The sequence below is a fragment of the Methylobacterium sp. yr668 genome (assembly GCF_900116245.1).
Taxonomy (GTDB): domain Bacteria; phylum Pseudomonadota; class Alphaproteobacteria; order Rhizobiales; family Beijerinckiaceae; genus Methylobacterium.
In genome coordinates this window covers 39963-60976 of record NZ_FOZY01000019.1, presented here as the reverse complement: position 1 = coordinate 60976, position 21014 = coordinate 39963, and the positions used below count along the sequence as shown (strand labels likewise).

The following is a 21014-nucleotide window of genomic DNA, read 5'->3' as shown; positions in this document are numbered from 1 at the left end:
CGTGATCCGAGCCGCATCGGCCGCGGATCGAGCGACAGCTCGTAGCGGCCGCGAATTCGGACCTCACGTGCCGCCCTCGCTTGAGGGCGGCACGTGAGCGTGGTGAGGGTTGTCTCACCGAGGATGGTATCGGTGACGCGATCCGGGCGCGTCACGGCGCCCTGGCGCTGCGCCGAGGAGCAGGGCGATGGCGGTGGGGACATCGATGGGTGCAGGTCAGGAACGCGAACCGGCGACACGCCGCGCGGCCCCGGATTTCTACGACAGCCTGCCCCGGTTCACCGCCTTCTCCAGCCTCATGGATCCAGGCCTCTACCGGCCCCTGCCCGCGGATTGGTGGCTCGGCGTGGCCGATGTCGTCGGCTCTCGGCAGCAGATCGGGCTTGGCCGCTACAAGGCGGTGAATGCGGCCGGCGCAGCCATCATCACGGCGGTCTCCAACGCACTCGGCCGGCGCGAATTCCCCTTCGTCTTCGGCGGCGACGGGGCCAGTTTCGCCGTCGCCCCGGACGACGCGGACGCCGCGAGAGACGCGCTGGCGGCGACGGCCAGCTGGGTCCGCGAGGCGCTGCAACTGGAGCTGCGCACCGCTCTCGTGCCGGTCTCGGCCGTGCGCGATCGCGCGCTCGACGTGCGCGTGGCGCGCTACGCGCCCAGCGCCCACGTTTCCTATGCCATGTTCAGCGGAGGTGGGCTGCCCTGGGCAGAGGCGGCCATGAAGGCCGGCGACCACGCTATCGCACCGGCCGAGGCCGGCACCCAGCCGGACCTGACCGGCCTCTCCTGCCGCTGGCAGGAGATCCGTCCCCGGCACGAGCTGATGCTCTCGCTCATGCTCGTGCCCCAGCACAGCGGCGACGCGCCGGCCTTCCGGCAACTCGTGCAGGAGCTCCTGCAGAGGCTCGAGATCAGCGCCGAGGTCGCGCGCCCGATGCAGGACGCGGGACCGGAAATGCGCGGACCGTGGGCGGGACTGGACCTCGAACTGCGCGCGATGCCGGGCTCTCGCAGGAGCCGCTTCTGGGCCAAGTTCCGCCTCGCGGCGCGATCGATACCGGAATACCTGATCTACCGCACAGGCGCGCGGGTCGGCGCGTTCGATCCCGCCGTTCTGCGGCGCGAGATCGTGGGCAACACAGATTTCCGCAAGTACGATGACGCGCTGCGGATGACGCTGGATTGCACCCGCGCCTTCGCCGATCGACTCGAGGCGGAGCTCGCCGGCGCGGAGGCGCAGGGGATCTGCCATTTCGGCCTGCAGCGCCAGGCGGCTGCGCAGTTGACCTGCATCAGCCCTCCGGTCCCCGGCAGCGGGCACATGCACTTCATCGACGGTGCCGGTGGCGGCTATGCCGCGGCGGCCGCGAATCTGAAGGGTCGCGCGGCCGATGGCGGTGCCTCGGCTCAGACCCGCCCGTGACGCGGCTCGGGACCGTGCCCGCTGCGGGACGGGGCGCTGGCGCGCGATGACGGGATCGGCAGGGCCGTTACCGGCCCGGGATCCCCGCCGGGTGGCCGGGATGGGCCCTGTGCCGGATGTCCGCTCCGAGGCGGCGCGGCCGGCTCTGCGCCCGGGACGAAGCCGGATCGACGGCCCGCGCGATCGTCCGTGTCGAGCCAGCCGCGGTAATGCACCACCAGCCCCACGCGTGGCAGGGCGATCGAGACGTCGAAGCGGAACAACCCCGCCTCCTCCCACTCGCGGGCGGCGGTGCGGGGTGCGAGCGCCAGCGGCAGGGGCAGCCGCGCGACGGACCAGCCGCGCAGCACCATGCGCAGGCCGCCGTTCTCGGGCGCGAGGTCGAACCTGAAGCGGAGCGGACCGAACCGCTCCACGAGGCAGCCGCGCTCTTCGGAGAACGCGCTCGTGAACCCGCGACCGGAGAACGCGCGCGTCCAGCGCTCCACCCCGCGCGTCTCGCTGAAGCCGACGTGGAGATCGTGCGCGCCCGCGACCGGCAATCCGAGGAGCGCCGCGAGGCCGCGCGCGACGGGGTGGCGGCCCCGTCGCACGACGGCGCGGCCGTGCGCCCCCGCCTCGCGCAGCACGCCGTGCAGGGCCGCGACGCGCGGCGCGAGTTCGGCGAAGCGCGGACCCAGGACGCGCGCGTAGAGCGCATCGGCCTGTCCCGACTCCCGCACGTCGTGGCGGATCGACAGGCGCGCGAAGCTCGGCTCGAAATCGGACAGGTCGAGCGCGGTCCCGGCGTCGCGCGCCCCGGGCGCGATCGCACCGTCCAGGATCCGCTCGGCCAGGATCGCCGCCGGCAGCACCGGGATCTCCGGGCCATGACCGTCGGCCGCCAGGAGGGTCCAGCGCCGTTCGACGCGGCGCCCTGCGGCCGTGCCGAACATCCGGACGACCATGCCGGACCGATCCGAGCCCCAGCGCGCGGTCAGCCGCTGCGCCAGGAGAAGCCCGCGCGCGAGCCCCTGCAGGGAGGGGATCCAGCCCCAGCGCACCGGCCAGCTCGCGCACCAGAGGCCGATCGTCTGCACCGCGAGTTCGGTCCCGGCCCTGAAGCTGACCGCCGGCCGGCCCGGAAGCCGATCGGGCAGGAGATCGAGGTCCGGGACGTCCGCCAGGGCCAGCCAGCGGCGGCCGAGGGACGCGCCGTCGGACAGGGCGAAGCGCTCGCGCCGCAACGCCTGCCAGCCGACAGCCGCCGACCAGCGCTGTCCGCGCCAGAGCCGGATCGGCCGGCCCACGTAGCTCAGGATGGCCGCGGCGACCGACGTCCCGGCGGTCGCGCGGTTCGAGGCGCTGATCGCGATCTCCACGGCGGTGACCACGTCCATCCCCTGCGCCAGGCGCCGGGCGACGGCACCGGACAGGGCGGGGACGCTCGATGCACCGGAGAGGATCGCGACGCCGGCCGCGCGTGCGGCGGCGTCGAGCTGGCCGATGCCGGTCACGAACGCCCGGCCATCCGCGAGATCGAGGTACGGGATCGCCGCGGCGATACAGGCCCGGGGCAGAGCGTAGCCGCTGCCCTGGAAGGGGCCGGCCGCATCGATCACGAGGTCGGGACGGACGCGTTCCAGCAGGGGCGCGACGGCACCGTTGCGGTCGGCCTGAAGGGGACGGCACGGAGGATGGGCCGCGCAGAACGCCTCGGCGCGCGCCAGGCGGCGGCCGGCGACGACCACGTCATGACCGGCCTCCGCGAGCCGCCGCGACAGGCGAGCCCCGAAGCCGCCGTACCCGCCGAAGACCAGGATCGTGCTCACGCCGCCTCTCCCTGCCCCGCCGGCTCGGCGTCCTGGAAGACCGCTTCCTGGTGGATCAGCCGCCCGAACCAGGGGTGGGCGATGTCGAGGATGAAGCGGAAGGCGCCCGGCGTCGCGTCCCCGCCGGCATCGGCGTGGGTGACGGTGAGCGCGCCGGGGGTGAGCCAGCCCGGCAGGTGCAGGCGGCGCCCGAGGCAGGCGATGAAGTAGCGGTGGCTGCGAAACGTCAGCGCCCCGTCCTCGACCGCCACCGTGAGGCTCATGCCGACGCCGGCGCCGACATGCTCCTCCAGGCCGGTGGGACCGGCGAAGCGCTTGGCCGAGTGGATCACCTGCGGGAAGCCGGAGGCGCGGGCGTACAGCCGCGTCCAGACCTGACCGCCGCCATCAGGGTCCTCGGTGACGGTGACGACGCCGGCGCGGCCGGTCTGGCGTTCCAGAGGCAGCGGGCCGCCGACCAGCCGCGTCGCCTGCGCGACGAGCCAGCCGAAGCGGCTGACGTCCATCGCGACGACGTGGCCGACATAGACCGCGCTCGCCCCCTGCGCGAGCCGCTTCCCGAAGCGGCGGCGCACGGCCGGCGACAGGCTCGCCCACGCGCGTTCCGGGATCAAGGCCCGAAAGCGCAGGTCCAGCAGGTCGCCCGGCTCGGTGAGCGACCGGGCGGGGGAGAACGCGCGGGACGGCCCCGCATCGGCTCGACGGACATGTCCCATCGCGGTCACCTGGGCCCCTCGATCGGTCCGGCTCTCCGAGGACGACCCTCGGATCGTCACTCAGCCTTGGCCGGCAGGAACTTCACGATCCGGCCGCCCAGCCGGATGAGCTTGGCCAGCGTGCCCCGGGGCACGTTGAGCATCTGGCCGTACCAGCGCTCCATCGACTCGGTGAAGTCGAGCATCGCGCGCAGGCGCCGCTTGGCGACCGCCCCGAGCGCCGGGTCCGCGTCCGCTTCGGCGACGCAGGCGCGCAGGGCCGCGATAGCGGGATCGATCTCGCGCTCCTTGCGGCCGGCGGCGATGCGCGTGACCATCTCCCAGAGGTCGGTCTCGGCGGCGAAGTGGTCGCGGCGCTCGCCCATCACGGGCACGCGGCGGATCAGGTTCCAGCCGAGCAGCTCGCGCAGGGAATTCGAGACGTTCGACCGCGCGATGCCGAGCATGCCGGCGATGTCCTCGGCGGCGAGAGGGCGCTCGGAGAGGTAGAGGAGCGCGTGGATCTGCGCGACCGAGCGGTTGACGCCCCACTGGCCGCCCAGATCGCCCCAGTGCAGCACGAAGCGCTCGACCGCGGCCGGCAGGGGACTCGGCATGTCTGTTATTTCTGTCATGACAGAAATAACAGACCAGAACGAACACGCTGTCAAGCGGCCGGGATCGCGGGCGGTCGACGCTCGGCCGGGTCCCGGTCGCGCCGCCAGGGCGGGACCGGGCATCCCGTCCCGCGCCTGACCGGGAACGGCGCCCGCGTCAGGCGCGGGGGCGCCTCGCCCCGCTCCGGCGCGGCGTGAGGCACCTCCATCGGGGCGGGCCGGGACCGCCGCGGTCTCCGGTCCCGGCGCGGGCGGCTACTGGCCGTGCCGCTTCAGCCACGCCTCCATGTCGGAGATCTCCTTCTCCTGATCGTCGATGATCTTCTGCGCCATCGCCTTGGTGGCCGGATCCTTGGCGTGCGTCAGCGCGACCTTGGCCATGGCGACCGCGCCCCTGTGGTGCGGGATCATGTGCCTGCGGAAGTCGACGTCGGCATCGCCGGTATAGGGGACGTCCATGTCCTTCATCATCGCCGTGTCGGCGGCCTTGAACGCCTTGGTCGCGGCGTCGTCCTTCGGGTTCGGCTTCATCGAGCCCATGTCCTTGCCGGACATGGAGCCGTGGTCGTGCATGCCCTGCGCCAGGGCCGCCCCGGCCAGCCCGGTCGACAGCAGGGCGGCGGCGAGAAGGGTGCGGAGGTGCGTCATGGATCGTTCTCTCCCGGTAGGGTCAGTTGAACTTGCCGCTGGCGGTCGCGCCGTCCGGGCCGGTGAGCTGCACCGCGCCCTTGGGGCTCGCGCCGAGCGCGGTCGCGGCCTTGCCGGTCATGCGGTTGCCGTCGGCGGGCTCGAGCGGCACGCGGGTCGGCTTGCCGCCGACGACGAGGATGGCGGTGCCCTTAAAGCCGGCGGCCGGGACCGGCTTCTGGCCCTCGTCGGACAGGAACACGTCGACGGCCTCGCCCTTGGCGACGAGCTCGACGTGGAACCTGCCGGCATCCGTCACACGGCCGCCGTGCTGGCCGGCGGTCTCGTGGGCGCAGACGGCGGACGCGGCGAGGAGGGCAGCGATCAGGGCCAGTCTCGGTAGGATCATCCCGGTTCTCCTGGGTTATGCGGGTCAGTTGGGTTATGCGGGTCAGTTGGGTTGTGCGGGTCAGTAGGCCTCGGCCGGGCGCGGGCGCGCGCCGTCCGGGGATGGGTGGGCCGGCGTGTCGGCGTGGAGGGCGCGCAGCCGCTCCAGGGGCGCGCGGCCGAAGCGCAGGAACAGGACGGGGGTCAGGACGGTGTCGAGCAGCGTCGCGCTGACGAGGCCGCCGAAGATCGTCACCGCCACCGGGTGCAGGATCTCCTTGCCCGGGCTCGCCGGGTCGTAGAGCAGCGGCACCAGCGCGACGCCGGCGGCGAGCGCCGTCATCAGCACCGGGGTGAGCCGCTCCAGGCTGCCGCGCACCACGAGGTCGGGCCCGAACGGCACGCCCTCGTGCAGCGACAGGTTCAGGTAGTGGCTGATCTTCAGGATGCCGTTGCGCGCTGTGATGCCGGTCAGCGTGATGAAGCCGATCATCGACGCCACCGACAGCGGCTGCCCGGTCAGCCACAGGGCGACCACCGAGCCGATCAGCGCCAGAGGCACGTTGCCCATGATGATCAGGGCGAGCGCCGCCGACCTGTAGCGGCTGAACAGGATGGCGAAGACGAGCGCCAGGGACACCGCGGAGAGCACCGCGATGGTCCGGCTGGCCTCCTCCTGCGCCTGGAAGGTCCCCTCCAGGCTGGTGAAGAAGCCCGGTGGCAGCGGCTCCTTCGCCACCGCCTCGCGGATGGCCGCCACGACGGTGGCCATGTCGCGCCCGCCGTCGGTGTTGGCCTGCACCACGATGCGGCGCCGGGCGTTCTCGCGCAGGATCTGGTTCGGCCCGTCCGTCTCGCGGATGTCGGCCACCTGGCGCGCCGGCACCCAGCCCGAGGGCGTCTCCAGAAGGAGGTCGCCCAGGCCCGCGGTGGTCCGGCGGTCCTCGGACAGGCGCAGCACCACGTCGAAGCGGCGCACGCCGTCGACCACCGTCGAGACCACGCGCCCGTTCGAGAGGCGGCTGATCTGCTCGATCACGGCCGCGGGCTGCACCCCGTAGAGGGCCGCCCGCGTGTAGTCGACGCGGACCTCGAGCTGCGGGATGCGGACCTGGCGCTCCACCTGCAGGTCGGCGAGGCCGGGGATCGCCGCCATCCGGTCGCGCAGGGCGTTCGCGACCCGCCGCAGGGCGTCGAGATCCTCCCCGTACACCTTGAGCGCGATCTCGGCGCGCACGCCCGAGAGCATGTGGTCGAGCCGGTGCGAGATCGGCTGGCCGACGTTGACGGCGACCGGCAGGGCCGCGAGGCGTCCGCGGATGTCGGCGACCAGCGCCTCCTTCGGGCGCTCGGCACCCGCGTCGAGGGCCACCTCGATCTCGGAGGCATGGACGCCCTCGGCGTGCTCGTCGAGTTCGGCCCGGCCGGTGCGGCGGCCCACCGTCCTCACGCCCGGGATGTCGAGCAGCAGCTTCTCGGCGATCAGCCCGACCCGGTTGCTCTCGGCGAGCGAGATGCCCGGGTTGAAGGTCATGTTGACCGTGAACGAGCCCTCGTTGAACGGCGGCAGGAAGGCCCGCGGCAGGGTCCAGGCCGCCACGCCGGCGGCGACCACCGCGACCGCGACCGTGCCGACGAGCAGGCCCTGGTGCCGGAATGCGACCCGCAGCAGGGCGGCGTTGCCGCGTTTGAGCCGCTTCAGGAGACGGCTGTCGTGCTCCTCCAGCGTCTTCAGGCCGGGCAGCAGTAGGGACGCCAGCGCCGGGGTCAGAGTGATGGAGGTGAGCAGGCTCGCCAGGATGGAGATGATGTAGGCCTCGCCCAGCGGGGCGAAGAGGCGTCCCTCGATGCCCGACAGGGCGAAGAGCGGCACGAACACGAGGATGATGATGAGCGTCGCGTAGACGATGCCCGAGCGGACCTCGTTCGAGGCCTCCACCACCACCTGGAGCACGCCTCTCGGGTTGGCCGCCCGCCGGTTGTCGCCGAGCCGTCGGTAGATGTTCTCCACGTCCACCACCGCGTCGTCGACGAGCTCGCCGATGGCGATGGCCAGCCCCCCGAGCGTCATCGTGTTGATGGACAGCCCGAACAGGTGGAACACCGCCGCGGTCGTCAGCACCGAGACCGGGATGGCCAGCAGCGAGATGGCCGTCGTCCGCACGTTCAGCAGGAAGGCGAACAGCACCACCGCCACCACCAGCACGGCCTCGACGAGGACGCGCGCGACGTTGCGGATCGAGGTCTCGATGAAATCGGCCTGGCGGAACAGGACTCGGTCGGCCCTGATGCCGGACGGCAGGGTCGGGCCCATCTCCTTCAGGGCGGTCTCGATGCTGCGGGTGAGCCGCACCGTGTCGACGTCCGGCTGCTTCTCGACCGAGACGATGACCGCGGGTCGCGCCATGTAGCCGGCGTCGCCACGCTTCACCTTCGCGGCGAACGAGACCTCGGCGACCTGCCTCAGGTGGACGGGCGCGTCGTTGATCGTCGCGACCACCAGGCTGCGCAGGTCGTCGAGGCTCATGGTCCGGCCGATGTTCCGGATCAGGTACTCGCGCGCGTTCTGGTCGGTGAATCCGCCGCCGGCATTGGTGCCGAACCGGGCGAGCGCCGCCTCGAGCTGCGCGTTCGTGACGGCGAGCGCGCGCATGGCGGCCGGGTTCGGGCTGACCCGGAACTGGCGCACCTCGCCGCCGATGGGGATGACCTGCGCGACGCCCGGGATGGTCAGCAGCCGCGGCCGGATCGTGAAGTCGGCGACCTCGCGCACCTGCATGGGGGTCGCGGTGTCGCCCGTGACCGCCACCAGCAGGATCTGGCCCATGATCGAGGAGATCGGGCCCATGACCGGGGTCACGCCCCGGGGCAGCTGGTCCTGCACCAGGGCGAGGCGCTCCGCGACCTGCTGCCGGTTCCGGTAGATGTCCGTGCCCCAGTCGAACTCGACGTAGGTAATGGACAGCCCCACGCCCGAGACCGAGCGCACCCGGGTGACGCCCGGCAGACCGTTCATCCGGGTCTCGATGGGGTAGGTGACGAGCTGCTCGACCTCCTGGGGCGCGTAGCCCTCGGCCTCCGTCATGATGGTGACGGTGGGCTTGTTGAGGTCGGGGAAGACGTCGACGGGCAGCTTGGTGGCGGTAAAGGCGCCGTAGAGCACGAGCACCGCGGCGAGCGCGAGGACGAGCAGGCGGTTGCGGACCGATTGTCCGACGAGGACGGTGAACATCGGCGGATTCCTCAGCGGACCTGGTCGAGGAGTTCGGCGCCCTGCGTCACGACCCGCGTGCCGGGCCCGACCCCCTCCGCCACCAGCACCCGGCCGCCGTCGAGGGGCTCGACGCGGACCGGCCGTGCCTCGAAGCGCTCGGCGGTGGTGTGCTCGTAGACGACGTCCTGCCCGTTCCCCGCGCGCACGACCGCCGCGCGCGGCAGCGCCAGCCCGGCCTGCTCGGTGTCGGTCCCGGCGAGCACGGTGACGAACTGCCCGACCCGCAGGCCCGAGGCGTCGCCCTGGACGGCGAACTGCACCGGAATGGCCTGGTTGCGGTCGGCGAGGCCCGAACCCTGGTAGGCGAGCTTGAGGGTCCGGCCGTCGGCGAGCCGTGCCGTGGCGTCCTGCGCCGCCGCGAGGGCGTCGAAGCTCAGAGCCTCGACCCAGAGGCGGCCCGGGTCGACGACCTGGAAGACCATCTGCCCGGGGGTGGCCATCTGACCGGCCACCGCCGCGGCCTGCGCGACGACGCCGTCGACCGGCGCGACGAGCGGTTCCGGCTCACGCCTGATCCTGTCGAGGGCCGTCCGTCGGTCCTGCAGGCCCTTGAGCTCGGCCAGGGCGTCGTCGAGCTGGGTCTGGGCCACGGCGCCGGTCAGGGCGAGCCGCCTGTAGCGGTCGACCCGGCGCTCGACGATGGAGATCTGCTGGTCGAGATCCCCTTGCGTCTGGCGCATGTCGGAGACGTCGACGGCCTGGATCGGCGGTGTGACCGTGGCCAGGACCTCGCCCTTGCGCACCCGCGTGCCGAGGCGCGGGAACAGTCCCGAGGGCGGAGGCGACAGGCGACCGCCGACCGAGGACTGCACGACGCCGCTGGCGTTCGGGTCCGGGATGATGCGGCCGGGCAGCTCGACCGAGCGGTGGAAGCTGTCCCGCTCGGTCACCGTCGTGCGCAGGGCGAGCAGGCGCTGGGTGGGCTTCGGCACGAAGACGGATCCGTCGGGCAGGCGCTGCGCGAGATCCGACGCGGACGGCGCGGCCGGGCGCGTCCCGGTCAGCGCGGCCCCCTGCACGGGGGGGGCTTCGCGGTCGTCGTCGCCGTGCGCGAAGGCGGCGGTGCCCAGAACGAGGGTGATGCCGACGGCGATCAGCGCCGCCGTCGGGACGCCGCGGCGGCCCCGCGCGAGGGCGGTGACGAGGACGCCGAGCAGGAAGGCGACGGCGACCGCGCCGACCAGGATCGGGTCCCCGGCGCCGAGGCGCTGGCGGACGCCGCGGGCGACCTCCGAGACGCGCGCGAGCGCCGCCCGTGCCGCGGCCGGCTCGGCGGGAATTGCGGCGCCGGCATCGGCCGGCACGGTCACCGTGACCGGCAGCACGTCGACCGCGTCGCCGGCGGTGACCGTCGCGACGAGGTCGTGCCGGCTGTGCCTCGACAGCCACGGGGCCGGCAGCGTGTAGCCGCCCCCGGGCGTGGCGCTGGCGGTCCTCGGGCCCTCGGGGGTCTCGACCTCGATCGTCGCGCCGGTCACCGGCTCGTTCGTCCGGAAGCGGTCGAGGAACAGGGTCAGGGTGCCGTCGCGCGGGATGGCGACCAGCTCGAAGGCGTCGGAGAAGGCCTCGCCGCGCGGGGCGATGGTCTTCGAGACGGGGGGCTGGGCGGCGCCGTGGTCGTGGCCCTCGTGGGCGCGGGCGGGCCCCGCCGGGACGGCGGCGAGCAGCGCCACCGCGCCGAGGGCGGCGGCAAGACGGGTCGACATGGAAACGGTATCCTCGCGATGGGGATGCCGGGCGCGGCCACGGGCGGGCGCACCTCGGGCGTCGCGCGCCTCGGGCGCGCCTCATCTCACGCGCGGGTTCGTGGGGGCTCGGGCAGGGCCTCGGGGCCGAGGCCGGTGCGGCCGGCGACGTCGCCCGGGACCAGCGTGACGGCGCCGAACAGGTCCGGCGACAGGCCAGGGGGCCCCCCGAGGACGCCGGTGGCGCAGCAGGCCATCGTCCCGCAGCAGCGGGTCTCGCGGCCCGGACGACAGCACCCGTCCTCGGTCGGCTCGACGCGCGCCGCCGCGACGGTGGCGCGGGCGACCTTGGACCATGCCGGCGCCGCCGACCGGGCGGCGGGCGTCACCGGTACGGACGCGGCGACCGGGGCGACCGCCCTCGGCTGCGCCGCGGCCGCGCGGTGGCCGTGGTGGGCATGGCCCTCGTGGGCCTGGGCGGCGGACGGCGCGACGTAGGCGATGATCGCGAGGATCATCGCCGCCATCAGGCGCAGGATCTGCCGGTCCGGGCTCATGGGTACGGGATTACACCGGTTCTGGCGGCGGGACCATGTCCGCGGCCGGGACGTGGATGCCGACGTGCGATTCCGGTCGCTGCGGCGTCCCCTGGGGCCGCCGCGAGCACGGGCTCGGCCGGGAAGAAGGCCGCGGTGACGCGCTTCGTCGCCAGGTCGACCTCTATGTCGACCTCGATCCGGGCGCCGGGCGCGACGGCCTGCACGGCGCGGGTCACGGACCCGGCGCAGCCGCCGCGCCCCGTCTTCCCGACCTCGAAGCGGACCATGTGGCTCTCCTCCCGACGGCGTCCGAACGAGATGGGGCTTCCCACCGTTGGAAGGTCAAGGCCCGAGGTTTGCCCAGTTTCGCGCCCATCGCAGGCCGAGACTCGTCCGGTGCCATCCCGCCCGGCCGGGATGGTATCCTGCGCCGTTCGTCCCGCGCCCGGCCTCGCCCGCCACGAGCGGAGCGGATCAGTCCCGCGAGCGCCCCAGCGCCGCTCCGCCTGTTCGCGAGGACGTGACGGACGCGCTCCCGGCACGGCCGCCCGCGAACCGCGGAAACCGGTTGGGTCATCCTGGTGCGCCTGCTGGTAGGCCAGGTGGTAAGCTTGGTAATACGCCCGGCGGTGTTCTTCCCGGACGGCATCCGGACGCGGCTCGACCCCGAGGTGCCCGGGGCCGGTCGTTGGACGCCAGCCACGCCCGCCCCTTCGCGACACGCCCGGACCCAGGCCGCCCATGACCGACGCCTCATCGTCCGCTGAGCCCGGGCGGCCCGAGTCCGCGTCCGCACGCGCGCCCGGTTCCGTGGGAGAGGTCTTCCGCGCCTTCCTCAAGCTCGGATTGACCGCGTTCGGCGGCCCCATCGCGCACCTGGGCTACTTCCGCGACGAGCTGGTCACCCGGCGCCGGTGGCTGGACGAGCGCGGCTATGCCGACCTGGTGGCGCTGTGTCAGTTCCTGCCCGGGCCCGCCTCCAGCCAGGTCGGGTTCTCGCTCGGCGTGCTCCGCGGCGGCGGCCTCCTGGGCGGGCTCGCCGCCTGGGCGGGGTTCACGCTGCCCTCGGCCCTGCTGCTCTTGGCCTTCGCCTACGGCGCCGCGGCCCTGTCGGGTCCGGTCGCCGACGGCGTGATCCACGGTCTCAAGCTCGTCGCCGTGGCGGTCGTCGCGCAGGCGGTCTGGGGGATGGCCCGCTCCCTGGCACCGGACCGGCCGCGCGCCGGCATCGCGGTGGCGGCCCTGTTCCTCACAGTGTTCGTCGCGGGCTCGGTCGGGCAGCTCGGCGCCATCGCCCTCGGTGCCCTCGCCGGGCTCGTCCTCTGCCGGGCGGCACCGCAGGCGCAGGCGGGGCACCTCGCGGTCCCAGTGTCCCGGCGGGCCGGCGCCGCGGCGCTGGTCGCCTTCGCCCTGCTCCTCGTCGTGCCCCATCTGCTCGTCGCCGGCCTGCCATCCCAGGGCCTGGCGCTGTTCGACGCCTTCTACCGCTCCGGCTCCCTGGTGTTCGGCGGCGGCCACGTGGTGCTGCCGCTGCTGCAGGCCGAGGTGGTCGCGCCGGGCTGGGTCGGCCCCGGCACCTTCCTCGCCGGGTACGGCGCCGCCCAGGCCGTGCCCGGCCCGCTGTTCACGTTCGCGGCCTACCTCGGCGCGGTCGCGGGGCCGTCGCCCCACGGCGTGGTCGGCGCGGCCATCGCGTTGGTCGCGATCTTCCTGCCGGGCGTGCTCCTGGTCTACGGCACGCTGCCCTACTGGGACGCGTTCCGGACGCGTCCGCTGGCCCAGGCTGCGATGCGCGGGACCAACGCGGCGGTGGTCGGAATCCTCGGTTCCGCGCTCTACGATCCCGTCTGGAGCAGCGCGGTCGGCAACCCGCGCGATTTCGCCGTGGCCGTGCTGGCGTTCGTGCTGCTGACGGTCGGTCGGGTGGCGCCGTGGATCGTCGTCGCGCTCACGGCCCTGGGCGGTGTCGCCCTCGCCTCGCTCTGACCGGAGCCGCCCTGACCCGATCGGCCCGCTCGACCCGGCCGACCTGAACCCGACCGACTTGGACCCGACCGACCTGGACCCGACCGACTTGGACCCGTCCTGGCCGGTGCGAGCGAGAGGATCGGCTTCGACCGAGGGAGCCGGACATGCGGCGCGGTCGGAAGACGAGCGCGGAGCAGGCGGTGCTGACGCTGCGCCGGATCGCGGTGCGGAACGGAACTGCCCCGTCCCCGTCGCGGAGCTTCGCTTCGGCTGCGCGCCCAGACCGGCGGCATCGCCGGCGGCAGCGGCGTCGGCCCCGGTCGCGATGGGCGGGCCCTGTGGGCCTGGAATGCGTCACAGGGCCCGCCACCTTCGAGGCGCCTCGGCTACGGCTTGTTGGCGGGAGCCGGGTTCGTCGTCGTGGCCGGAGGCGCAGGGTTCGCCGGCGCCGTGCCGGCGGGAGGCGGAGGCGGCGGGGGGGTCTCGGCCTTCTTCTCGTCCTTGCAGGCCGTGAGCGCGAGCAAGCCGACGAGCGGCAGCAGATAGCGAATTCGCATGAGCGTTCCTCCTGTCTGGGCGATGTAGGCCATGAGGAACGTCACCCGGCCGCTGTTCGATCCAGCGCGCAGCGAGACCGGCCCCTCGGACGATGCCGATTCATCGCGGGTCGCGGCAAGGCACGGCCATGGGCCCGATCCCGCGGGCCGGCAGGTCGGAACGACGCGGAGCGGACATCGCGAGAGCCGGCCTCGGGTCGGGAACAGGCGCGCCGGCAACGTCCGCGACCCTGGATCACCGCGCGGAGGCGGACCGTCGCGAGACCACCCGCATGCGTCACGCGCGCCGCCTCCGGTCGCAGCGGCATCCGGCAGCACGCCGCCTCACCGCTTTCGGCTATACTGCGCCGTGAAGCGCGTGCGGCGGCCTCCGGTGGCGAGGATCCGGACGGCCTCGCGTCGATGTCGCTCCTGCCCGCCGCCCCATCCTGGAAGCGCTGCCGATGCCGAATCGAGTCCAGTCGGCCTTCCGCGCGGCCGCCGAGTTCGGCGTCGGCCTGGTGGCGGCCTGCAACCGGCTGCGGCTGCCCGGGGCGGCGAATCCCTTCGTCGTCGGTGTCCACGCGCCGATGCGCGCGGAGCTGACGCTGGAGAACCTGCCGGTCACCGGGACGATCCCGCCCGGCCTCGACGGCCTCTATCTCAAGATGGGGGCGAACCCCGTCCGCGCGGCGACGCGGGGCCACGACTGGTTCCTCGGCGACGGCATGGTGCACGGTCTCGCGCTCGAGGGCGGCAGGGCGCTGTGGTATCGCAACCGCTGGATCGGCTCGCGCACGGCCGCCGCGGCGCTCGAGCGGCCCGCGGCGCCCGGGCCGCGGCGGGGCGGCAACGACACCGTCAACACCAACGTCGTCGCGATCGGCGACCGGATCTTCGCGGTGGTGGAGGCCGGCAGCTTCCCGGTCGAACTCTCGCCCACCCTGGAGGCGCAGCGCTACAACCCGTTCGACGGGACGCTGGCCGGCTCCTTCAGCGGGCACCCGCACCGCGACCCGCTGACCGGCGAGACGCACGCCGTCGCGTACGACGGCCGCGTCTGGGACAGCGTGCGCCACGTCGTCCTCGCCCCGAGCGGGCGGGTCGTGCGCGATGTGCCGGTCGCGGTCGCGCACGGCCCCTGCATCCACGATTGCGCGATCACGGCGCGCTTCGTGATCGTGCTGGACCTGCCGGTCACGTTCTCGTTCCGGGCCCTGCTCGCCGGGTACCGCTTCCCGTTCCGCTGGAACCCCGGCCACGGGGCCCGTGTCGGCCTCCTCCCGCGTCAGGGCGACGGCGCCGACATCGTCTGGTGCGCCGTCGAGCCCTGCTTCGTGTTCCACACCGCCAACGCCTACGACGACGCGGACGGGCGGGTGATCCTCGATGTCGTCGCCTACGGGACGGTGTTCGCCTCGGCCGGCGGCGGGCTCGACGCGCCGGGCCGGCTCGAGCGCTGGATCATCGACCCGTCGACGGGTCGGGTCGAGCGGCGCGTGATCGACGCGGCGGCGCAGGAATTCCCCCGCATCGATGAGCGGCGCCTCGGGCAGCGCCACCGCTACGTCTACACGGTCAGCGTGCCGGCCGACGGCAACACGCAGCTCGCCGGTGCGACGCAGCTCTACAAGCACGACCTCGAGACGGGCGCGCGCCACATGCACGACTTCGGTCCCGGTCACGTCCCGGGGGAGTTCGTCTTCGTGCCGGCGCGGACCGGGGCCGATGAGGACGAGGGCTGGCTCGTCGGGCTCGTGATCGACACCGCCGGCGACGTGACCGACTTCACCGTCCTCGACGCGCGGGCGTTCGACGCCCCTCCCCTCGCCCGGATCCGCCTCGGGCACCGGATCCCCCCGGGCTTCCACGGCAACTGGTTCCCGGCGCGCGCGCCGGCCTGAGAGACCGGGCGCGGTCCCGGTGACGGCCGAATCCGGACCGATCAGGCCGCGGCGGTCCAGCCGACCACCGCCGTCACGGGGTCGCCGGGACCTCCCGAGGGCTTGAGGACGCGCCGCTCGACGCGGGCGAAGCCGGCGCGCTGGAGGTACAGGCCGACGAGCTGGGCATGTCCCCCACCGTCGAGGGCACTCCAGATGGCCACCGCCTTGGTCGGGAAGCAGCGGTTCGAGAAGCTGATCACCGCCGGGGCACCGGGGCGCAGCACGCGCGCGACCTCGGACAGGACGGAGACGGGGCGCTGGAGATACTGGACCGAGACGCAGATCAGCGCGGCGTCGACGCAGGCCGTGTCGAGCGGCAGGCGCGGCTCGGCGTTGAGGTCCTGCACGAAATGCCGGGTCAGGCGCGGGTTGGCGGCGAGTTCGGCGGCGTTCAGGCCGTGACCGGTGACGCTGGCATACGCGACCTCGTCCGGCAGGTGGCTGACCCAGCTCGACATCAGGTCGAGGACGTCGCCGCCCGCCGGCACGATCGCCCTGTAGAGGTCGGTGACCGCCGCCACCGCGGCGGCATCGATATGGGTCACGAAGCGCGGTTGCGCGTAGAAGGCGGGATCGGGATCGCGGTCGTGCTTGGCGAACGCCTCCGGGGGAAAGTCCGGCAGATCCTGGGTCATCGTAGCGCGCTTCCGGATCTGACGGCGCGCCGGCTCCGAGAGACTGCGCGCGAACCGTGGATTGCGTGCGCGTGTAGAGAGAGCCGTGACGCCCCGCGGCCAGGTGTTCACGTCGCCGCATCCGCGCCGTGGCGCGGACGGCATCACGGGTCGGAGCCGACATTGCCGCCGCTTGTCCGCCCCGCTGGCGCGGCCCTCCTCATCACGCGCGACCGGCCGTCGACACTGCCGGAGATCGGGCGGCCGAACGCGGGACCGCACGGGAACCGGCAAGCCGCTTCGTCCGAGCCGTTCACGGGAAACGCCACGCGAAGTTTCAGGATAAATAATCGCCGCACAAATCGGCGTGAAACTCGCAATTTCTCAATGTACTTGTCATCGACACGTCGATGGCGTACAGATACGAAATCGATTTTTGGCCAGGTATCCGGCCGTATCGCCTCAACAGGGCGAGCGTTCTGCATCTCTCCCATTTTCGACATCCGGCGACCGGGCGCGTGTGATCCATGCGCCCGCCCTATCTATTTGCCTTCACTGACATGGAATACCTATGACCATCGGCACCGTTAAATGGTTCAACGACACCAAGGGCTTCGGCTTCATCCAGCCGGATGACGGCGGCAAGGACGTGTTCGTCCACATCTCGGCCGTCGAGCGCGCCGGCATGCAAGGCCTGAACGAGGGCCAGAAGGTCTCCTACGAGATGGAGACCGACCGGAGGACCGGCAAGCAGTCGGCCGGCAGCCTTCAGGCGGCCTGAGTCTCACGCGTCCACTCGTGACGCGCTTCGAAGCCGTTCCTACCGCGGAGCGGCTTCATCCATGTCTCGCCACCGGGGGCTGACGTCCGGTGCGCCCACGGAGAGTTCGTGAAGCCTTTGAAAACCGATCACCTCGTCGATCGTCTCGCGGAGACGGCCAGAGCGCGGCAGGCCACACTGGCCCGGTTCCGGGCACGCCCGGCGGCCGATGATCCGGTCGTCCTCGCGCGGCAAGCCGCGCGGCGCGCGGTCGTCCAGGCCCGGGACCTGCGGGCGACCGAACGGGAAGCCGTTCGTCTGGCCGCCGAGATCGAGCGTGAGGCTGAGGTCCAGGCCGCGCAGGCCCGCGCCGAGGCCGAGTCAGACCGTCTGGCCGCCGAGAAGGCGGAGCAGCAGGTTGCCCGCGCCGCCGAACAGAAGGCGGCACGCGACGCGCGATTCGCGGCCCGCAAGGCGCGTGCACGTCGCTAGCACGCCGCTAGGTCGAACCCAGCCCGCGCGCGCCATCACTCCGGAGGACGACCCATGTCTCACAAGTTCAAGATCGGCCAGCATGTCCGGCAGCTGGGGATCAGCTACGCTGGCAGTAAGAGCACCGTCGACGGCCTCTTCGAGGTGGTCCGCCTGACGCCGGACGATCGTTCCGGCGAGCCGACTTACCGCATCAAGTCCGCGAGCGGCGAGCGCGCCGTGCGGGAAGGCGAACTCACGCCCGCCTGAACCGTCTCGGGCGCGCGGGGGACGACGCGACGTCCCGTGACGCGCATCCGCCATAGTGCAACGGCCCGGCGGAAGGCCTCCGGATGGACCGAGATCGAGGCCTTTGCGATCCATGACGACGACGAAGGACATCCACCCGGCCGATGCGGCGATGATCGAACCCAATCAGACGGCCTTCATCCTCAAGGTGACGCGGCCCGACGACGCGGAGCTGTCGGGCCGATTGGTCATGTTCTACGCCGCGATTACCACCTCGGAGGACGAGGCGCTGGCCATCGTGCGCCGCGCGGTGAAAGCCGATGCGGAGGTCGAGCCGACGGGCGTCCGCCTCTCTCAGCAGACCGCCAGCGCACTCGATCTGGAAGCGGGCCTCGCGCGGGCGCTCTGACACGACGGCCCCCTGGCCCGGCCACACCGCGGGATCGCGCGGAGAAGCCGAAGTGCGACCCTCGTAACCCACGAGGTCTTCCAGCCGCGCCGATTCCCCGAGCCGATCTGCGGCCCCGACCGGGGTCACGGCCGCGTTGGACCTCCGGGCAGGACAGCGCGTTGTGGCAGGCGGCGGTGAGCGGAGGACGTCTGCCATGAACATCGAACGCTTCGCGGAAACCGAGACGACGCTCGCCGTCGCGGACCGCCTCTGGCGCGCCGAGATGCGTCGCGTCTTCGGACCCGATGCGGTCCTGCTCCACGGCTTCGGCGCGGAGCGTCAGGGCGCACCGGGCACGCGGTTGCGCACGGCTTTCGAGGCGAGACGGAGCGCGATCGCGGCGTGGCGGCACGCGCGGCGCCCGGCCGCCTGAGCCACCCGCCTGCGGGATCGGACGCCGCTTGGCACGGCCCGTCGTCGAAGCGCCCGGCACGCGCCGGGAAGACGCCGTTCCTGGCGCGCAGCACCCGCCGCCCTCTCGGTCCGGCCCGATCGCGGAGCGGCATCCCGGACGGGGGACGTGAACAGCGGCCGCCGACACGGTATGAGGGCGATGCGGCTCCGCGGGCTGTGCAGCGACCGACGGTTGCGCAGCCCCCTCGCCTCTCCGAGATCAGCACCATCGCCGCCGCACGACGGCAATCGAGGACAGACCGATCGCAAGCGAAGCACGAGCCCGCGGCGTCCCGAGCCGGGATGCCCCGCGCGTTCCCGAGCGCACCGTCCCCGGCCGGTCATGCGGTTCCTGCACGGTGTGCTGCCGTGCTCTGGCGATCCCTGCCCTCGACAAGCCGGCAGGGATCGTGTGCCGGCACAACACCGGAACGGGCTGCGGGATCTACAGCGAGCGCCCAGAGGCCTGTGCCCGGTGGTACTGCCTCTGGCGCAAGATCGACGTCCTGCCCGACGCGCTCAGGCCCGATCGATCGGGCGTGATGTTCTCACTGGATATCCGCTCGCCCGCGGCCGATGTGGCAGATGCGGTCTGCATCGTCGGGCGTGCAGTCGAGGGCGTGCACGCCTTCGACCGGCCGCACGTGATCGAGGCGTTCGCCATGTTCGTGCGCGAGGGCTCCTGGCCCGTGTGGCAGGCGACCGAACACGACACGACCCTGGTGCATCCGGGTCCGCAGATCTCTCCGCCGTGACCGTCGGCTGTGCGGGCACGGCCGGGTGCCGGGACGCGCGACGACTCGGTGGGTGCGCGGCGTCCGGCCCCCGTCCCGGCATACCGCGGCGGTAGGCCGGGGCTCCTAATTGTCTCCGAAGTCGTATTTTTAAGATCAGGGCGCGACGCGATGTGCTATGTGTCCGCACGGGCACGCATTCGCCGCCCGCTCAGGAGATTCCGATGACCATCGTCCGGTGGCTGATCTCCAGAACGATCCAGTTTTTTCTTGGCAGCGCGCAGGAGCGCAGGTCCGATGCGATCGCCAAGCGAAAGGAAGCCGGGACCTTCGAGGGGGCATCGGCGAGCAAGGGCCGGGATTTCGAAGCCAACTACGCCGCGGCAGCTCAGCTCCTCAGAACGCGGATCGATCGGGAATTCCCCGACGCCTACTACGCGCGGCTGAGTTCCGGGAGAAACAGCTCCTACGATTACGGGCAGGATCGCGCGCTCGCCATCGACACCATGTCGATCGCCATAGCGATGGCGTTGCGGAACGGCGCCACCGTTCCGCAGGCGGCCGCCGCCGGGGCGGCGAGCATCGGCATCTGACGGGAGGCGCGGGACATTCGTGCCTCGGAGGACCGGGTCGCGCTCCCGCGGTCGCTCGGCCAGCGGCGGCGCGTCACGCCGTCGTGGCACCGGCCATGTCGCGGGTCCGCTCGATCATCGCGAGGAGGACCGTGTGAAAGGCTTCCTGCTCGCGCGAGCGGGAGCCCGCCCGCGTCGCGCACGCGAGTTCGGCACGGAGCCCGTCGAGGGCCGCCGCGCGTCGCTCCGCACCGTCCTCACGCAGGACGAGTCGCAGCAGGATATCTTGGGCGGCCGCGAGATCGGCCGGGTCCGCCCGGACGATGAGCGCTCCCAGAGCCTCCAAGCACGTCTCACGATCAGTCATGCGCACATCCATCAGGGAGCGAGCGGCAGAGACGACGTCGGCATCAGGCCCTCGACGCGCAGCTTCAATCGAGTGGCCCTGATCGTCTCGATGGAGCGCCACGAAATATTCCGGGCCAGGCCCTCGGTTTCCAGATCCGTGAGCTGATCGATCAGCCGCCCGCTCTCGAGGAGGCCGGGTCGCTGCGCCATACGGACGACCAACCTGGTCAGCTTTCGCATCACCGGGCACGGCCGGGGTTGGCCGGGCTCTACCACGCGGCTTGGCCGTGACGCGCGAGCATCGCGTCAGACCTTCCGGGGCGGCTTCGTGGCCACCGCGACGGAGCCCTTGACGGAGGGCGCCGACGCGTTGGTCTTGGGCACAGACTTCTTCGGCTTCTTGGCTTCGCGATTTCCGCGCTTCTGTTCCGCTGCCATGATCTCGCTCCTGGATACGGTGACAGCCCCGACGACGTCGTCCTCACCGTTCGGGCGTCGGCTGGTCTGGAAGCAACCGGATCGCGGTCGCGACCGGGGTCTCGAACAGGCCGAAGACGGCAACGAGGCGGTCGCTTGCCCAGAGTTCGGCATGATGCCCCGCGATCAGACCCGCTGCCTGCCGCCTGGCGTCGCCGTCGTTGCGCGCTGTGATGACGCAAGTCGTGAGCACGCCACCGGTCGGGGCGAGCCGGTGGACCTGATAGGCGCGGCGCGCGTGTCGTGAGCGCGGCTTGGCGGGAAACGTGATGAGGTCTGCCACGCGCGCCTGTCCGTTGCAGGCGGGGGCATGGACCCTCAGCCACCGGAGCCTGGATCAACCGATCCGGTGATGGCAACACTCTGCGCTCTCACGGCCGACAAAGATAGCCCTGACCGGACGGGCGTCGCGCCCGGCGCGCGACGCGGCGGGCCCGCTC

The 21014-nt window shown here is 72.6% G+C and carries 25 protein-coding genes; 10 read left to right on the top strand and 15 right to left on the bottom strand.

Annotated features, from left to right (window positions below; genetic code table 11):
- Positions 1 to 187 precede the first annotated feature (187 nt).
- Entirely contained in the window at positions 188 to 1420 is a 1233-nt protein-coding gene (locus tag BM419_RS21455; RefSeq protein ID WP_091927615.1) for a DUF3095 domain-containing protein, read from the top strand.
- Here BM419_RS21455 and BM419_RS21450 read toward each other — a convergent pair.
- The 9 genes from BM419_RS21450 to BM419_RS32520 form a co-directional block, all read right to left on the bottom strand.
- Positions 1405 to 3231, bottom strand: a complete 1827-nt coding sequence (locus tag BM419_RS21450) for a saccharopine dehydrogenase family protein (RefSeq protein WP_091927614.1) — start codon at positions 3229 to 3231, stop codon at positions 1405 to 1407. The genes BM419_RS21455 and BM419_RS21450 overlap by 16 nt on opposite strands.
- Positions 3228 to 3947 (bottom strand): DUF4166 domain-containing protein, encoded by a 720-nt coding sequence (locus tag BM419_RS21445; protein WP_091927613.1) that lies wholly within the window; start codon positions 3945 to 3947, stop codon positions 3228 to 3230. Before BM419_RS21445 ends, BM419_RS21450 begins: the two co-directional genes overlap by 4 nt.
- Before the next feature lie 56 nt (positions 3948 to 4003).
- A complete protein-coding gene (locus tag BM419_RS21440; RefSeq protein ID WP_056530495.1) occupies positions 4004 to 4561 on the bottom strand; it encodes a GbsR/MarR family transcriptional regulator in 558 nt (185 codons plus the stop codon).
- Between the two features lie 237 nt (positions 4562 to 4798).
- On the bottom strand, positions 4799 to 5191 hold the full coding sequence (locus BM419_RS21435; RefSeq protein ID WP_056530497.1) for a CopM family metallochaperone: 393 nt from the start codon (positions 5189 to 5191) through the stop codon (positions 4799 to 4801).
- A gap of 22 nt (positions 5192 to 5213) precedes the next feature.
- Positions 5214 to 5579, bottom strand: a complete 366-nt coding sequence (locus tag BM419_RS21430) for a hypothetical protein (protein ID WP_020094869.1) — start codon at positions 5577 to 5579, stop codon at positions 5214 to 5216.
- Positions 5580 to 5639: 60 nt separating this feature from the next.
- Entirely contained in the window at positions 5640 to 8789 is a 3150-nt protein-coding gene (locus BM419_RS21425) for an efflux RND transporter permease subunit (RefSeq protein WP_091927612.1), read from the bottom strand.
- A gap of 11 nt (positions 8790 to 8800) precedes the next feature.
- Positions 8801 to 10537 (bottom strand): efflux RND transporter periplasmic adaptor subunit, encoded by a 1737-nt coding sequence (locus tag BM419_RS21420; RefSeq protein WP_056530501.1) that lies wholly within the window; start codon positions 10535 to 10537, stop codon positions 8801 to 8803.
- Positions 10538 to 10623: 86 nt separating this feature from the next.
- Entirely contained in the window at positions 10624 to 11073 is a 450-nt protein-coding gene (locus BM419_RS21415; protein WP_056530504.1) for a hypothetical protein, read from the bottom strand.
- Positions 11070 to 11342 (bottom strand): heavy-metal-associated domain-containing protein, encoded by a 273-nt coding sequence (locus tag BM419_RS32520; protein WP_056530506.1) that lies wholly within the window; start codon positions 11340 to 11342, stop codon positions 11070 to 11072. The genes BM419_RS21415 and BM419_RS32520 overlap by 4 nt, the downstream gene beginning before the upstream one ends.
- Before the next feature lie 523 nt (positions 11343 to 11865).
- On the opposite strand from BM419_RS32520, the gene chrA reads away from it, so the two are divergent.
- Entirely contained in the window at positions 11866 to 13041 is a 1176-nt protein-coding gene (gene chrA / locus BM419_RS21405; protein WP_020094873.1) for a chromate efflux transporter, read from the top strand.
- A gap of 368 nt (positions 13042 to 13409) precedes the next feature.
- On the opposite strand, the gene BM419_RS21400 is transcribed toward chrA, so the two are convergent.
- On the bottom strand, positions 13410 to 13613 hold the full coding sequence (locus BM419_RS21400; RefSeq protein ID WP_128083351.1) for a hypothetical protein: 204 nt from the start codon (positions 13611 to 13613) through the stop codon (positions 13410 to 13412).
- A gap of 410 nt (positions 13614 to 14023) precedes the next feature.
- On the opposite strand from BM419_RS21400, the gene BM419_RS21395 reads away from it, so the two are divergent.
- On the top strand, positions 14024 to 15463 hold the full coding sequence (locus BM419_RS21395) for an 8'-apo-carotenoid 13,14-cleaving dioxygenase (RefSeq protein WP_056530508.1): 1440 nt from the start codon (positions 14024 to 14026) through the stop codon (positions 15461 to 15463).
- Positions 15464 to 15504: 41 nt separating this feature from the next.
- Here BM419_RS21395 and BM419_RS21390 read toward each other — a convergent pair whose 3' ends face one another.
- Entirely contained in the window at positions 15505 to 16140 is a 636-nt protein-coding gene (locus BM419_RS21390; protein WP_056530512.1) for a class I SAM-dependent methyltransferase, read from the bottom strand.
- Between the two features lie 550 nt (positions 16141 to 16690).
- Here BM419_RS21390 and BM419_RS21385 point away from each other — a divergent pair.
- The 7 genes from BM419_RS21385 (at position 16691) to BM419_RS21355 (ending at position 19770) form a co-directional block, all read left to right on the top strand.
- Positions 16691 to 16900, top strand: a complete 210-nt coding sequence (locus BM419_RS21385; protein WP_012329763.1) for a cold-shock protein — start codon at positions 16691 to 16693, stop codon at positions 16898 to 16900.
- A gap of 108 nt (positions 16901 to 17008) precedes the next feature.
- On the top strand, positions 17009 to 17371 hold the full coding sequence (locus BM419_RS21380) for a DUF6481 family protein (RefSeq protein ID WP_043712997.1): 363 nt from the start codon (positions 17009 to 17011) through the stop codon (positions 17369 to 17371).
- A 54-nt stretch (positions 17372 to 17425) separates the two neighbouring features.
- Positions 17426 to 17620, top strand: coding sequence for a hypothetical protein (locus BM419_RS21375; RefSeq protein ID WP_020094878.1), 195 nt, complete (start codon positions 17426 to 17428; stop codon positions 17618 to 17620).
- 112 nt (positions 17621 to 17732) lie between these two features.
- On the top strand, positions 17733 to 18008 hold the full coding sequence (locus tag BM419_RS21370; RefSeq protein WP_020094879.1) for a hypothetical protein: 276 nt from the start codon (positions 17733 to 17735) through the stop codon (positions 18006 to 18008).
- 196 nt (positions 18009 to 18204) lie between these two features.
- Positions 18205 to 18423 (top strand): hypothetical protein, encoded by a 219-nt coding sequence (locus BM419_RS21365; protein WP_056530514.1) that lies wholly within the window; start codon positions 18205 to 18207, stop codon positions 18421 to 18423.
- Between the two features lie 430 nt (positions 18424 to 18853).
- Positions 18854 to 19198 carry a hypothetical protein gene (locus tag BM419_RS21360; protein ID WP_056530516.1) on the top strand — a complete coding sequence of 115 codons (345 nt, stop codon included), beginning with the start codon at positions 18854 to 18856 and terminating at the stop codon, positions 19196 to 19198.
- Between the two features lie 203 nt (positions 19199 to 19401).
- The gene (locus tag BM419_RS21355) at positions 19402 to 19770 is read left to right on the top strand and encodes a hypothetical protein (protein WP_020094882.1); all 369 of its coding nucleotides are present in this window, start codon (positions 19402 to 19404) and stop codon (positions 19768 to 19770) included.
- A 73-nt stretch (positions 19771 to 19843) separates the two neighbouring features.
- On the opposite strand, the gene BM419_RS21350 is transcribed toward BM419_RS21355, so the two are convergent.
- From BM419_RS21350 to BM419_RS21340, 4 genes are all read right to left on the bottom strand, one after another.
- Positions 19844 to 20116: a hypothetical protein gene (locus BM419_RS21350; protein WP_128083350.1), complete on the bottom strand. Its 273-nt coding sequence runs from the start codon at positions 20114 to 20116 to the stop codon at positions 19844 to 19846.
- A gap of 11 nt (positions 20117 to 20127) precedes the next feature.
- Complete coding sequence (locus BM419_RS21345; protein WP_020094884.1) at positions 20128 to 20337, bottom strand: hypothetical protein; 210 nt, start codon at positions 20335 to 20337, stop codon at positions 20128 to 20130.
- 66 nt (positions 20338 to 20403) lie between these two features.
- On the bottom strand, positions 20404 to 20535 hold the full coding sequence (locus BM419_RS33280; RefSeq protein WP_280141598.1) for a hypothetical protein: 132 nt from the start codon (positions 20533 to 20535) through the stop codon (positions 20404 to 20406).
- A gap of 43 nt (positions 20536 to 20578) precedes the next feature.
- Positions 20579 to 20857: a hypothetical protein gene (locus BM419_RS21340; protein ID WP_056530519.1), complete on the bottom strand. Its 279-nt coding sequence runs from the start codon at positions 20855 to 20857 to the stop codon at positions 20579 to 20581.
- Positions 20858 to 21014: the final 157 nt, after the last annotated feature.